This is a genomic window from Sinorhizobium sojae CCBAU 05684, from assembly GCF_002288525.1.
Lineage (GTDB): Bacteria > Pseudomonadota > Alphaproteobacteria > Rhizobiales > Rhizobiaceae > Sinorhizobium > Sinorhizobium sojae.
Genome location: NZ_CP023068.1, coordinates 947379 through 960581 on the forward strand (window position 1 = coordinate 947379; position 13203 = coordinate 960581).

General features: G+C 61.6%; 13 protein-coding genes. 2 read left to right on the forward strand and 11 right to left on the reverse strand.

The annotated features are described in order from the left end of the window. Positions 1-4 precede the first annotated feature (4 nt). From rfbD to SJ05684_RS21985, 5 genes are all read right to left on the reverse strand, one after another. Positions 5-922, reverse strand: coding sequence for a dTDP-4-dehydrorhamnose reductase (gene rfbD, locus SJ05684_RS21965; RefSeq protein ID WP_034859130.1), 918 nt, complete (start codon positions 920-922; stop codon positions 5-7). Then, the gene (gene rfbB, locus SJ05684_RS21970) at positions 919-1986 is read right to left on the reverse strand and encodes a dTDP-glucose 4,6-dehydratase (RefSeq protein WP_034859128.1); all 1068 of its coding nucleotides are present in this window, start codon (positions 1984-1986) and stop codon (positions 919-921) included. The genes rfbD and rfbB overlap by 4 nt, the downstream gene beginning before the upstream one ends. Then, entirely contained in the window at positions 1983-2564 is a 582-nt protein-coding gene (gene rfbC / locus SJ05684_RS21975; protein ID WP_034859126.1) for a dTDP-4-dehydrorhamnose 3,5-epimerase, read from the reverse strand. The genes rfbB and rfbC overlap by 4 nt, the downstream gene beginning before the upstream one ends. Beyond that, positions 2561-3439 carry a glucose-1-phosphate thymidylyltransferase RfbA gene (rfbA, locus tag SJ05684_RS21980; protein ID WP_034859123.1) on the reverse strand — a complete coding sequence of 293 codons (879 nt, stop codon included), beginning with the start codon at positions 3437-3439 and terminating at the stop codon, positions 2561-2563. The genes rfbC and rfbA overlap by 4 nt, the downstream gene beginning before the upstream one ends. An 84-nt stretch (positions 3440-3523) precedes the next feature. Beyond that, the gene (locus tag SJ05684_RS21985; RefSeq protein WP_034859120.1) at positions 3524-4834 is read right to left on the reverse strand and encodes a polysaccharide biosynthesis/export family protein; all 1311 of its coding nucleotides are present in this window, start codon (positions 4832-4834) and stop codon (positions 3524-3526) included. Between the two features lie 537 nt (positions 4835-5371). Between SJ05684_RS21985 and SJ05684_RS21990 the strand changes: the two genes are divergently transcribed. After that, positions 5372-6109 carry a response regulator transcription factor gene (locus SJ05684_RS21990; protein ID WP_034859119.1) on the forward strand — a complete coding sequence of 246 codons (738 nt, stop codon included), beginning with the start codon at positions 5372-5374 and terminating at the stop codon, positions 6107-6109. Positions 6110-6356: 247 nt separating this feature from the next. Here SJ05684_RS21990 and SJ05684_RS21995 read toward each other — a convergent pair whose 3' ends face one another. From SJ05684_RS21995 to argE, 3 genes are read right to left on the reverse strand one after another with little or no spacing between them, the layout of a single operon-like run. After that, on the reverse strand, positions 6357-6710 hold the full coding sequence (locus SJ05684_RS21995; RefSeq protein WP_034859117.1) for a cupin domain-containing protein: 354 nt from the start codon (positions 6708-6710) through the stop codon (positions 6357-6359). A gap of 23 nt (positions 6711-6733) precedes the next feature. Then, the gene (locus SJ05684_RS22000) at positions 6734-7657 is read right to left on the reverse strand and encodes a 2-hydroxyacid dehydrogenase (RefSeq protein ID WP_034859115.1); all 924 of its coding nucleotides are present in this window, start codon (positions 7655-7657) and stop codon (positions 6734-6736) included. Next, positions 7654-8802, reverse strand: a complete 1149-nt coding sequence (gene argE, locus SJ05684_RS22005) for an acetylornithine deacetylase (protein WP_034859113.1) — start codon at positions 8800-8802, stop codon at positions 7654-7656. The genes SJ05684_RS22000 and argE overlap by 4 nt, the downstream gene beginning before the upstream one ends. A 430-nt stretch (positions 8803-9232) precedes the next feature. On the opposite strand from argE, the gene SJ05684_RS22010 reads away from it, so the two are divergent. After that, the gene (locus SJ05684_RS22010) at positions 9233-10135 is read left to right on the forward strand and encodes a GNAT family N-acetyltransferase (protein WP_034859110.1); all 903 of its coding nucleotides are present in this window, start codon (positions 9233-9235) and stop codon (positions 10133-10135) included. Positions 10136-10162: 27 nt separating this feature from the next. Here the strand turns inward: SJ05684_RS22010 and SJ05684_RS22015 are convergent, their stop codons facing one another. The 3 genes from SJ05684_RS22015 to SJ05684_RS22025 form a co-directional block, all read right to left on the reverse strand. Then, entirely contained in the window at positions 10163-11059 is an 897-nt protein-coding gene (locus SJ05684_RS22015; RefSeq protein WP_034859108.1) for an SMP-30/gluconolactonase/LRE family protein, read from the reverse strand. A 148-nt stretch (positions 11060-11207) separates the two neighbouring features. Continuing rightward, a complete protein-coding gene (locus SJ05684_RS22020) occupies positions 11208-12239 on the reverse strand; it encodes an L-idonate 5-dehydrogenase (RefSeq protein ID WP_034859106.1) in 1032 nt (343 codons plus the stop codon). Positions 12240-12250: 11 nt separating this feature from the next. Continuing rightward, positions 12251-13198 carry a 2-hydroxyacid dehydrogenase gene (locus tag SJ05684_RS22025; protein WP_034859104.1) on the reverse strand — a complete coding sequence of 316 codons (948 nt, stop codon included), beginning with the start codon at positions 13196-13198 and terminating at the stop codon, positions 12251-12253. Positions 13199-13203 lie beyond the last annotated feature (5 nt).

Consider the following 13203-nt stretch of genomic DNA (forward strand, 5'->3'; position numbering starts at 1 on the left):
GGACCTAACCGCCTCCGATGCCGTCGGCCGCCGGGACACCCGAATGCTGGCGCATCTGGAGAAGGCGCCGGACGACCGCTTCCGTACTTGCTTGCCAGGCGGGCAGGCGCCAGCCGAAGGTTTGCTCGAACTTGTCGGTGCAAAGGCGCGAGTCTTGAGGCCGCCGGGCTCGTGTGGGGTAGTCGGCGCTGGCGATCTCCCGCACAACTGAAAACGGGCCGCCATAGGTGCGGCTGATGTTCAGAATGTGCCTGGCGAAGCCGGACCAGTTGGTTTCGCCCGCTCCGGCAAGGTGATAGACGCCAAACCGGTCCCGCGGCAGTTCCGCGGCGATCCGCAGGATCGCGTCAGCCAAGCCCAGCGCCGACGTCGGATTGCCGTATTGGTCGGCAACGATCGACAGGGACTCCCGGTTCTCGGCAAGCCTCATGATCGTCTTGACGAAGTTGGTGCCGAAGGGACTATAGACCCAGCTCGTTCGCAAGATGACGTGTTGCGGCGTTATACTCGCCACCGCACGTTCGCCTTCGAGTTTGGTAGAGCCGTAGACGGTGCGCGGCCTGGTCTCGTCAGTTTCTCGGCGCGGGCCGCCGTCATCGCCGGAGAAGACGTAGTCGGTTGACAGATGGACGATGGGAACGCAGAGACTGGCCGCTGCCTCGGCCACAAGCGCAGCGCCGACAACGTTGACTGCGTGAGCCAAAGCCGGCTCTTCCTCCGCCCGATCGACGGCCGTATAGGCAGCCGTCGAAATGACGACGTCCGGTCTTGCCGCTATGATGGCTTGCCTCATCGGGATCGGTTTCGTGAGGTCGAACTCCGGACGACCAATGGTGATCAGTTCCAGGTCGCCGCGCTGCGCGGCAACCTCCATCAGGCTGGTGACGATCTGACCGGCCCTGCCGGTGGCGAGCACTCTCATTGCGCTGCCACCGAGCTGCCGAGGCGCTCGCCCCGATAACTGCCCTCGCGGATTGGCCGCCACCACCAGTCGTTCTCGAGATACCAGTCGATCGTCCGCGACAGCCCCGTCTCGAAGCTCTCCCGCGGCCTCCAGCCGAACTCACGCTCGATCTTCGACGTGTCCATCGCGTAGCGCCGGTCGTGGCCCGGTCGGTCGGTCACGAAGGTAATGAGATCCCGATAGCTCTTGCGGTTTCGCCGCGGCCGCTTGCGGTCGAGCGTATCGCAGATCGTCTCCACGACGCGAAGATTGGTCCGTTCCGAGCTCCCGCCGATGTTGTAGCTTTCGCCGACCGCGCCTTGGGCCGCGACAAGATCCAACGCCCGCGCGTGGTCGTCGACATAGAGCCAATCACGCACATTCGCGCCAGTGCCGTAGACCGGAAGCGGCCTCTCATCCAATGCATTCAGGATGACGAGGGGCACGAGCTTCTCCGGGAAGTGAAACGGACCGTAATTGTTGGAGCAATTCGTCAGGACGACCGGCAGCCCGAAGGTGTGATGCCAGGCACGGACAAGGTGATCGGACGCTGCTTTCGAGGCGGAATAGGGCGAGGAGGGGGCATAGGGCGTGGCTTCATTGAAGGCGCTGTCATCGAAAGGAAGGTCGCCGAATACTTCGTCGGTGGAGACATGCTGGAAGCGGAATACTTCGGCCGCCGGTTCGGGGAGTTCGCGCCAATATTGCAACGCAGTCTGCAGTAGCCGGAACGTCCCGAGAACGTTGGTTTCGATGAAGGCCTCGGGTCCGTCGATCGACCGGTCCACATGTGTTTCTGCCGCAAGATGCATGATGCGGCCAATGTTCTCGGAGTGCAGGACGCCGGCGACGGCCGCCTCGTCGCAGATATCGGCGCGCACGAACCTGTAGTTGGGAAAATTTTCGATCTGGCGGAGCGACGCGAGGTTGCCGGCATAGGTGAGCTTGTCGAGGTTGATCACCCGGTTGCGCGGATTCGCGACGAGATACCGGCAAAGTGCTGAACCGATGAATCCGGCACCACCGGTCACGAGGATGTTCACGGGTCGCCGCCCTCCTTGGCGAAGTTGAAAACCTCTGCCTCCCTGAGCAGCGGAGCGGAGCGGTCCTTGTCCGAGAGCAGGAACTCGGCGGCGGGTAGCGTCCAGGCTATGCCGATGTCGGGATCATCGAAGCGGATTGAGCGATCATGGGTTGGGGAATAGTAGTTGCTGACCTTGTAGACGACCTCGGTGTCCGGTTCGAGCGTCACAAAACCGTGCGCAAAGCCCTTGGGCACCAGGAGCTGGTTCCATTGGCGGGCGGATATTTCCACCGCGACCCATCTTCCAAAGCTTGGTGATCCTTGTCGAATGTCGACGACCACGTCGAGGATCGTACCCTTGACCACTCTGACCAGCTTGTCTTGCGCATAGGGCGGGAGCTGGTAGTGGAGGCCCCGCAGAACCCCTCTTACGGCGGAATAGGAATGGTTGTCTTGGACGAAATCCAGCACGATGCCCGCTTCGGCGAATTGCTGCGCGCTCCATGTTTCGGAGAAGAAACCGCGTTCGTCCCCTATCCTCTTTGGCAGGATCTCCAGAACACCGTCCAGGCCGAGCGATCTGATCTCTAGGTTCATCCGGCATATTCCTCCACGCGGCGGCGGAGATAAGAGGCGTAGGTCGTCCTTCCGAGCATACCGGCACGCCTCAGGACGTCTTCCGGCCCGAGCCACCCCATTTCCAGCGCGATCTCCTCTGGGCAGGCTATCTGGACGCCTTGACGGCGTTCGACTGTCCGCACGAAGGACGAGGCGTCGTGCAGGCTGTCATAGGTGCCGGTGTCGAGCCAAGCATAACCACGTCCCAGCTGGCAGACATGCAACCGGTCTTGCTCGAGGTATATGTTATTGACCGCAGTGATCTCGAGTTCGCCGCGCGCCGAAGGCCTGATCGAGGCGGCAATGTCCACGACGTCGTTGTCGTAAAAATAAAGGCCGGTGACCGCCCAGTTGGATTTCGGCCGCGCCGGCTTCTCCTCGATCGTGTTCGCCTTGCCGGTCTGCTGGTCAAAAGAGACGACGCCATAGCGCTCCGGATCATCGACGCGATAGGCAAACACGGACGCGCCCGTCTGCCGCGATGCGGCCTGCCGGCAGACATTCGGTAAGCCGTTTCCGAAGAAGATATTGTCGCCGAGGATCATCGCGACATTGCCGTTGCCAATGAAATCACGCCCGATGATGAAGGCTTCGGCGAGGCCGTTGGGATGCGGCTGTTCTGCGTAGGACAGGCTGACCCCGAAGGCGGAACCATCGCCGAGGAGCGCTTGGAAGCAGGGCAGGTCCCGTGGCGTGGAGATGACGAGAATTTCCCTGATGCCGGTGAGCATCAGCACGCTTAACGGATAATAGACCATCGGCTTATCGTAGATGGGCAGGATCTGCTTGGAGACGGCAATGGTAAGCGGGTAGAGCCGGGTACCACTTCCTCCCGCCAGTATTATCCCCTTCATTTTTCACCCCCTTGGATCTACATCGCCTGAGCGAAATTGGTGCGAACCATGACCGAGGCGCGTTGACGGCCTCGTCGACGCGGATCATTGGCTGGCACGACCCGATTGCGAGTCGGCTGAAAGAGAGGGGCTCTGGGGAACCTGAGACACGGCAAGATCCTGCCGGACACTCCTGACAACCCGGATGACATCTCCCGGCATCAGTGTCGTCATCTCGGACGCGGGAAATTCGGTGGTCTTGCCGTCCTTTCGCCGGGCAATGATGAAGGTGCCCGACGCATCATTGCCGTGCTGCGCCGAGTTTCCATCGGCGGAAAGCTTGTCGAACAGAAGCTTTTCCGTGGTGGCGCGCTTCAGTTTCAACTGTTCGAGCGACGCTTGTTCCGATTGAATCGCGGTGGCGATTTCCGCCTGGCGATGGTCGGAAAGACCTTCGAGATTCCGCGTCGCTTCACTGATACTCTGTCGGGCCCGCATGATAGCGGTGAGGTAATCCAGGCGATTGGCGCGGTAGCCGGCCAGTTCACGCTCCAGATCCGACTGGCGCGATGCAACCGCGAGACCGCCTTCGACAAGTTTTCTCACGGCTTTGAGCTCCCGCTCGGCGGCTTTAATGCTGGCTTCCGCGCCATCCACCTTCTCTTCAAGGACTCGGATCTCCTGGTCGAGGAGCTCACGCAGTTCGGAGAATGACTTCGATTGACGAGCGAGCACGTTCGCACGCGTCGCAAAGATAATGCGCTCCTGATTTTCGACTGCCGCTGCGAGCATGGAATCGGCGTTGAGGGGCCGGGCAAAGCGTACCTCCTTTGCACCGGAGATTTCCGCCTGCAACCTTGCAATCTTCGCATTGCTGCGCAGCAGCGCTGCGTCGATAACCCGCAATTCCCCAATCAGCGCTATTTCGTCGCCCGATGCGTTGGAGCTTGTGCGGCGAAACTCTCCACCGCTCATCGCCAAAGCCTGCAGGACGGTCAGTCCCGGGCGGAACCTGTATTCGCCTGGTTTCGCCACGTTTCCCACGACATAGACCGGCGGATATTCGACTATTTCGATGGTTGCCTCCGGCGCTTCCACCAGCCCGATCTTGGCTTGCAGACGCTTGGCGATCTCGGCGGCTAGCCGCGTCTTGTCGAAATTGCCGACGACAACGGTTCCAATAACGGGCACCGAAATAGCACCCGTGTCAGATACGACGAATTCGCCGCCAAGCGCCCACTGTCGATATTCGCCTTTGGTAGGCATCCATTGCACGATAGTCAGACGAATTTTCGTTTGGGGCGCAAGTTCGGGCGTACCGGCCGCAACTGTCGTTGCTCCACCGAGGAGTGCGAGCGCAGTGACGAAGAGCAAATTGCGAAGAAAGGTGTGGTAAGCGCGGGCGGATACATTCATGTATTTCTCCAGCCTTCAAAGCAATGCCTTGGCGCATTCCGAATGGAGACGAATTAGGAATTCAGAATAATACTTTCCGTCATCAAAATACGATTATATACATCACAGTAGAACATTCTGCGAAACACTCGAAATTGTGGAATGTTTTTGGACATTTGGAAAGCGAAAACGACCTGTTGAATGTCCTCAAAATTGATGAAGGAGGGGCAGAACCGATCGACGGAAGGCTGAGCGGGACTGGTTCCGTTGGTCCTAATTCGACATTTGGATGTGGCGGTCCAAATGAATTCACACGAGTATCGATTTCTCCATCGATAGAAGGAGGCTAGCCGCTGCGCTTGTCTAGTTCATTCGGATAGGGAATGACGGAAAGGCTTTGAGGCACGGGGGTCCTTTTCAGCACGTCTCACCCCTTTTTTGGCAGTCGCGGCATGACGCAGTTTTAAGCTAGTCTTGTAGGCCGTGGGTGCCGCAATGCCGATTGCGCCTCATCGGTAGGGTGTCTGCCGATCAGCTGGTCCTGGAGCGGGTGCGTGTATGAGCAAGAGAGATTGTAACGGTATCGGCAATGGAAGGGCGGCGCACAACGGTCGGCAGGAGCCACGGCGCGTCGTCCTAATCATATCCGATAGCGGGATAGTCTCAGGTAGACTGATTTACGCATTGGAGCGGGAGTTCCCCTCTGTCGTCATCGAACAGGTCGAAGACGTCACCGCTGCCTGCAGCGTGTTTCCCTGTCCCGTGTCGTTGATCCTGGTGGACCCTGGGCTGGTAAGTGAAGCAGAAGACAGATCCGCGGAACTACTGAGTTTCCACCCGCAAGCCCTCACAGCGATCGTCGCGCCTCGCATCGACCGGCCGACCTTGTTCCATGTCTGCCAGTCACCGCTGGTCCGTAGCGTCCTTCCGATGAATCTCAGCCTCGACATATGGCTGTCGGTGATCAGGCTGATGCTCTGCGGTGGCGAATATCTTCCCCCCGAGCTGATCCGGAATGCGAAGTTGGATATTCAGAGCCCGGCCCTGCCTCCGGGAAATTCCTTCGGACCACCTCGAGCCAAAACCCAGAACACCGGTATCGCGGAACTGACTGCTCGCGAACTGCAGATCCTTGAGATGGTTTCGCGTGGGCTGCAGAACAAACTGATCGCCGCCGAATTCCGCCTGTCAGAGCATACGGTTAAGATCCACCTGCACAACATTATAACGAAGCTAGGCGCCCACAATAGAACGGAAGCGGCGGCGAGGTTTCGCAGTTCGCAGGAGCGTCATTGAGCGCGACTACACCGCGCGTCTTTCCAGAAGCTCCAGACGCGCAAAATTCGCTGTAACTCCCTGAACCTGCGCATCGATTATACGGAAATCGCGTACGATTTTCGGCCGATGCGCTAGCAACTTGGCCCTGCCTTGTCGGCCGGACGACGCCCCTATTCTATTCAAGAAGCAGTCGACCGAGTGCTTGCTCTGCCCCTGTGATCGTCGGTACCAGCGCGCCGTCGAAGGCGGCGCGCGGCATCGGTGCTCACATAACGGTCACGTAGATCTTGCGAACGGTCTCGATCGTCTTCCAGACGCCGACGAAGCCTGGCTTCATCACGAAGCTGTCGCCTGCCTTGTAGACGACCGGGTCGCCGTCCTCCGGGGTGATTTCGACGACGCCCGCGAGGATGTGGCAGAATTCGAACGTCTCGCCCTTGATCGAACGCGTTTCACCCGGCGTCGCTTCCCAAACGCCCGTATGGATCATCTCGCCGCGGGCCACATCCTGCGCCCAGGTCTTGAACGCCGGGTTGCCGGCGATGAGGCGTTCGGGAAGCGGAGAGCTCTCGCGCGGAGCGAAGGCGGGGTTCGTATCGATCGTCTTCAACAGGAACATGTATTTCCTCCTTGTGGATACAATTAATAGCCGCGCTCGCGGTCCACCAGGCCGATCGGGTCGAGGCCTTCCCGATGGCGCTTGATGTTGTCAATCACCGCGAGCGCGGCGGTTTGGGGTTGGGTGACGCTCGCCACATGCGGGGTCAGCAGGATCTTGGGATGGCGCCAGAAGGGATGGGTTTCCGGCAGCGGTTCCGGGTCGGTGACGTCGATCACGGCGGCCGAAAGATGGCCGCGGTCCAAGGACTCAAGGAGTCCGTCATGATCGAGTTGCGGCCCGCGCCCGACATGCACCAAGGCCGCACCGGTCGGAAGCCTGGCGAAGAGATGGGCGTTCAGAAAGCCGCAAGTCTCGTTCGTCAGCGGTAGCAGACAGACGAGGATGTCTGTCGAGCCGAGGAAGGTATCGAGTCCGTCCTCGCCGTTCAGGCAACTGACACCTGCGATTTCGCGCGGTTTGCGGCTCCAGCCGGAAAGCGGAAAGCCGAAAGGCTTCAAGCGTTCGAGTACCGCCGTGCCGAGCATGCCGAGGCCGAGAACGCCGATGCGCCGCTCCGCCGCCTGCCTCTGGGCAATGGCCTGCCAATTTCCGCGGCGCTGCTGGTCGAGATAGGCGGGCAGGTTGCGATGGAGAGCCAGCACGGCGAGCGTCACATATTCCTGCATCATCCGGACAATGCCGTCCTCGACCATGCGCACGACCTTCACATGCGCCGGCACGGCATCGATGCGGAACTGATCGACGCCGGCGCCGATCGAGAACAATATTTCGAGATTGCGATACCGGGCGAGATCGGCCGGCACAGTCCAGGTGATCAGATAACGTACGTCCTCCGGATCGACCTCTGCCGGGTCCATCGAGAAGGGGATGTCCGGCAGGTCGCGCGCGAAGGCCTCAGCGAAGATTGCGCCTCGCTTCGCATCCGAGTTGAAGAGGAAAGTCATCGCCGGGGCTCCTTCACAGAGTCTGCCGCACAAGTTGCGCCGAGCGCCGCGATCATTGACTCGCAGGCCTCGAGTTCTTCAACGAGGATGTATTCGTTCGCCTTGTGGGCGCGACCGATTTCGCCGGGACCGCAGATGATCGAATCGATGCCGGCCTGTTGGAAGAGGCCGGCCTCGGTACCGTAGCTGACGGCAGCAAGCGGCTCCTTGCCTGTCAGCCCCTTAAGCAGCGCCGTGAGCGGGGCGTCGTCGGGAAGAGACAGGGCAGGATAGGCGCTGAGTTCCTGCCATTCCACGGCAAACCCGCCCTTGATCAACCGCTCGGCCGCCTGCCGCACGGGATCAAGCAGTCCGGCGGGATCGACGCCGGAGATGGCGCGTGCCTCGAATTGCGCCTCGCAGGCCTCGGGAATGATGTTGACCGCCTGACCACCCTTCAAAGTGCCGATTTGGAGCGAAGAATAGGGCGGCTCGAAGGTGCTTTCGAAGGGACCGCGGCTCAGGCGTTCCGCTTCCGCCACTGCCAAGGCGAGAACATCCGTTATCGCATGCACCGCATTCAGGCCCTGGTCCGGCCGTGACGAATGGCCGGACCGCCCCCTTACCGTCAGCCGCGCGGCCGCCTTGCCCTTGTGAGCGCGGATCGCTCGCATCGCGCTCGGCTCGCCGATGATGGCACCCAAGGGCTTCTCACAAAGCTCCGGCAGCCGAGCGATCATGTGCGGCACCCCACGGCAGCCGGCCTCCTCGTCATAGGAAAAGGCAATATGGATCGGCCGGCGGAGCGGCATCGCGGCGAGTTTTGGCGCGGCGGCGAGGACAGCCGCAAGAAAGCCCTTCATGTCTGTCGTGCCCCGGCCGTAGAGCCGGCCCGCATCGGCGCGCAGGCGGAAGGGATCGCTCGACCAGCCATCCTCATTGGCCGGAACGACGTCCATATGGCCAGATAGAACATAACCGGGCAGATCCTTGGGCCCGATGGTGGCGAATAGATTCGAACGATCGCCTTCGGGGCCGGGAAGCACGGTAGCGGCGATCCGATGCCGCTCCAGATAATCGCGAATCCAAGCCACGATCCTGTCATTCGGCGTGCCGACGACGGAAGGGAAGGCGATCAATGTTTCAAGAATTTCAGTTGCCTGCATCGATTCCCTCACAAGATGCCCGGCTTGCCGAGATGTGGTTCGATTGCTCGCCGGCAACCACACCTTTCTCGCTGACGGCCAGGGCGGCCCCTCGACGCGCGAGTTCGAAAGCGGCAGCAATGTCTGCCATTCCGCCGCCAAGGACGACGGCATCGGCGCGAGGTGGAATGTTCGGGGCGGTTGCAACGGGGGCCGGCGGCAGGCGACATGTTACGGGCTCTTGAATTTACCGGCAATCACCGGTTCGCATCATTTCGATCAGTCTAGGGAGCGTCGAAGGGTTTACGTGCCGAAAGCGGGACGAATTTGGAGGAATGTTGTGTATACGTGGGGCCCTCAAGCAAGATCTGTCGGGAGCCTTGAACTAATCTGAAGGCGAACGATTCCGGTGCGGCCGATTTGAGGTTGCGATAGACGGGGAGAGCAGGGAGTGGGCGGACAGGCATCCGAGTCCAAAGTCATCGACAGCTTTGAACTTCGTATCGAGGACGTGGACAGCGTAGACATTGAACAATTGCACGCGCTGTCGATTTCCGTCGGCTGGCCCTTGCGCGCCGAAGACCTGAGATTCCTGCGCGAGTTCGGTCGGGGCTATGTGGCGCTGGATGAAATCGGCAGGGTGACCGGCTCGGCCATGTGGTTCCCGCATGGGGAAGACTTCGCGACAGTTGGCATGGTGATCACCTCGCCGCGGTTGCAGGCGAACGGGACGGGCCAATGGCTGATGCAGCATGTGCTTGCCGATTGCCAAGGGCGCGCCCTCAGGCTCAATTCGACCCGGGCCGCGCGTCGTCTCTACGATTCGCTCGGCTTCCAACCGGTCAAGACCGTCTATCAATGCCAAGGTGTCGTCCATCTGCCGGCGGAACCCCCGACGGTTCCGGAGGGGGCGACCGTTAGGGCGCTGGACGCCACAGACCTCCCGGCCGTGGTTGAACTGGATGCGCGTGCCTTTGGCGTTGCACGGGACGTTTTGATTGGCAAACTCTTCCCGCAGTCCGTCGGTTATGGATTGTTTCGCGACGGAGCGCTCACGGCGTTTGCACTCTGCCGCCCCTTCGGTCGTGGACATGTTGTTGGCCCGAGCGTCGCAGCAGACGACGCCGAAGCCATAGCCGTCGTTCGTCCGCACGTGCTTGATCACGGGGGAAGCTTCCTGCGGCTCGATACCCATCGCGAGGGCGGCGCCTTTGCCGGCTTTCTCGCCCGTGCGGGCATGCCGGTATTCGATACCGTCCTCACCATGTCTCTGACGCGAGAGGGCGTGGATGCGAAAGCCGCCGCGACCGAAGGGACGGTCACCTACGGTTTGGTGAGCCAGGCGCTCGGCTGAGTGGACAGGTCCGCGGGAAAATGGAACCTACGGACGCTGCACACCCGTGCGATTGAGCGTGATCATGTAGACGCTCGTCGTGGCCGTGATAAAGAGCTGGTGCTTTGCGCGGCCGCCGAAGCACAGGTTGGAAACGAGCTCCGGCACCAGGATCTTGCCCATCAGCTGGCCGTCGGGGGCAATGCAATGGACGCCATCGGCGGCGGACGACCAGAGGTTACCGTCGCAGTCCAGCCGGAACCCGTCGGCACAGCCGGGCGCGATCGTGTGAAAGACCTCGCCGCCGGAGAGGCTTCCATCGACACGGACGCCGAAGACGCGGATGTGCTGGGGGTCGGACGAGAACATCCGGCCGGTTTCGGCGACATAAAGCCGGCTCTCGTCAGGGCCGAAGGCGAGGCCGTTCGGGCAGGCGAAATCGGTGAGGACCGCGTCGATGGCGCCGGAAGGCCCCACGCGGTAAACGTGACAGGGGAGCTCCTGCTCGGCCCGGAACCCTTCGTAGTCCGTCATGATGCCGTAATGGGGGTCGGTGAACCAGATGGAGCCATCGGACGTTACCACAACGTCATTGGGCGAATTCAACCGCTTTCCATCGTAACTATCGGCGATGACGGTGACCGAGCCGTCATGCTCGGTGCGCGTCACCCGTCGCGTGCCATGCTCGCAGGTAATGAGCCTGCCCTCCCGGTCGCGTGTGTTGCCGTTGGCATAGTTCGAGGGGCTCCTGAACGTCGAGATCCCTGCGTCCGGAATCCAGCGCAAGATGCGGTTGTTCGGAATGTCGGAGAAGAGGAGGCAGCCGGCATCGCCGAACCAGACCGGTCCCTCGACCCAGTCGAAGCCGGTCGCGATCTGCTTGAGTGGCGCATTGCCCATGACGAATGATCGGAAACGGTCGTCGACAACCTCGAAGAACGACATCTGGCTTTCCTCCTTTTCCGATCGCGTATCTTGCTTGCAAAGAGCATCACTGCAGGGCGACGGGCGCAAATGCAAGCCCGGCCGCCTTGGCGCGAGCGCCGCGGCTTTCGCCGCGGCGCCCGATCTTTTCAACGTTTTCGCGTGTCGCTCAGGAGAAGGCGATCTGCGCCTTCATTGCCTGGCTGCGGTCGCTTGCCAGTTCAAATGCCGCGACCGCTTCGGCAAGCGGCAGCGTGTGGGTGATCAACGGTTTCACATCGATCAGCCCCTTCTGCATCAGCCCGACGCCGGTCGCGAATTCCTCGTGGAAGCGGAACGAGCCGCGCAGTTCGAGTTCCTTGGCGGTGATCGCCATCATCGGCAGGCTCATGTCGCCGCCGAGCCCCAATTGCACGATCACGCCGCGCGGGCGCAGCGCCGCTATCCCTGCCACGAGCGCCGCCGCCGCACCGGAGCATTCATAAAGAACGTCGAAGCTGCCCTTGTCCGCGGAATAGGGGGCGAAGGCGTCCGGCTCGTTCTTCATGTTGATGATGCGATCCGCCCCGATCGTCCTTGCGAGCGAGAGGGTGAAGTCGGAGAGATCCGTCGCTACGATCTCGGCCGCGCCGGCGCGACGTGCAGCCAGGATTGCCAAGACGCCGATCGGACCGCAGCCTGTGACCAGCACGCGCTTGCCCAGCATCTCGCCGGCCCGGCGCGTGGCATGGAGCGCCACCGCCATCGGTTCGGCCAGGGCCGCTTCGCCCGGCGATAATCCTTCGGCCGGCACACATTGCAGCGCATCGGCGACCAGCACCTCGCGGAAGGCGCCCTGGACATGAGGGAAGGGCATCGCGCTGCCGTAAAAGCGCATGTTCAGGCACTGATTGTGGAGCCCTTGCTGGCAGTAGCGGCAGGCGCGGCAAGGCCGCGAGGGGGAGACGGCGACGAGATCGCCGACGGAGATGCCGTCGACTTCGGATCCGAGTGCTTCCACATAGGCCGAGACCTCGTGGCCGAGGATCATCGGCTCGCGCAGCCGGACGGCCCCGAAGCCGCCGTGATTGTAATAGTGGAGATCGCTGCCGCAGACCCCGCCAATGGCAAGCCGAAGCCGCACTTCGCCCGCGCCCGGCATTTCCACAGTCCGCTCTTCGATGCGCAGGTCCTTGGCCCCATGAACGACGATGGCTTTCATCTCGGATCCTCTCAAAGCACCGGCGTTAGCAGCGGTTTGCCGCCGAAATGCGCGGCAAGATTGTCGCGCACCAGTTGGCCCATGGCCTTGCGCGTTTCCACGGTGCCCGACGCGTGGTGTGGCTGGAGGAGCACATTGTCGAGCGCCAGAAACCGCGGGTTCAGCGCCGGTTCGCCCTCGAAAACGTCCAGTGCTGCGCAGCCGAGACTTCCGCTCTCCAGCGCATCGAGCAGTGCGTCCTCGTCGATGTTGGAGGCGCGGGAGATATTGATGAGCATACCCTCGCTGCCGAGAGCAGAGGTCACTTCGCTTCCGACGATGTGGCGGGTGGCGGCGGAGGCCGCAAGCGTGACGAAGAGGAAGTCGGAACGCTCGGCAAGCCCGACGGGATCGGCGACGAACGTCCAGTCGGATGCATAGGGTTTCGCCTCGACGTCACTATAGGCGATGTCCATGTCGAAGCCCTGCAGGCGTTTTGCTACTTCATAGCCAATCCGGCCGAGCCCGAGGACGCCCGCGGGCCGGCCCCAGACGCGGCGCTTCAGCGGGTAGAGGCCCTTCTTGGCCCAACTGCCGTCCTTGACCCAGCTTTCCGCTCCGATCATGCCGCGAGAGAGGCAGAGCATCATGGCGACGCCGAGATCGGCGACATCATTGGTCAAGACGTCCGGTGTGTTCGTTACCCTAATGCCGCGCTCACGGCAGGCCGCGAGGTCGACGGCATCGAAGCCGACGCCATAGACGGAAACCAGTTCGAGCGCCGGGCAGGCTTCGATCATCGCCCGGCCGGCGCCGAGTTCGCCGCGCGTGGCGATCGCGCGGATTTCCGGTCCGACGCTGGAAAGAAAGCTCTCCTTGTCGGACGCATCGAAATACCGATGCACGGTGAAGGCGTCGTTCAGTGGCGCCTCATCCCATTCCGGGTAGGGGCCGACTTGGAGGATATGGGGTTTGCTCAATTCAG

Coding starts and splice junctions, on each gene's coding strand:
- rfbD (WP_034859130.1), bottom strand. CDS start 922: ATGAGAGTGCTCGCCACCGGCAGGGCCGGTCAGATCGTCACCAGCCTG.
- rfbC (WP_034859126.1), bottom strand. CDS start 2,564: ATGAACCTAGAGATCAGATCGCTCGGCCTGGACGGTGTTCTGGAGATC.
- rfbA (WP_034859123.1), bottom strand. CDS start 3,439: ATGAAGGGGATAATACTGGCGGGAGGAAGTGGTACCCGGCTCTACCCG.
- SJ05684_RS21985 (WP_034859120.1), bottom strand. CDS start 4,834: ATGAATGTATCCGCCCGCGCTTACCACACCTTTCTTCGCAATTTGCTC.
- SJ05684_RS21990 (WP_034859119.1), top strand. CDS start 5,372: ATGAGCAAGAGAGATTGTAACGGTATCGGCAATGGAAGGGCGGCGCAC.
- SJ05684_RS21995 (WP_034859117.1), bottom strand. CDS start 6,710: ATGTTCCTGTTGAAGACGATCGATACGAACCCCGCCTTCGCTCCGCGC.
- SJ05684_RS22000 (WP_034859115.1), bottom strand. CDS start 7,657: ATGACTTTCCTCTTCAACTCGGATGCGAAGCGAGGCGCAATCTTCGCT.
- argE (WP_034859113.1), bottom strand. CDS start 8,802: ATGCAGGCAACTGAAATTCTTGAAACATTGATCGCCTTCCCTTCCGTC.
- SJ05684_RS22015 (WP_034859108.1), bottom strand. CDS start 11,059: ATGTCGTTCTTCGAGGTTGTCGACGACCGTTTCCGATCATTCGTCATG.
- SJ05684_RS22020 (WP_034859106.1), bottom strand. CDS start 12,239: ATGAAAGCCATCGTCGTTCATGGGGCCAAGGACCTGCGCATCGAAGAG.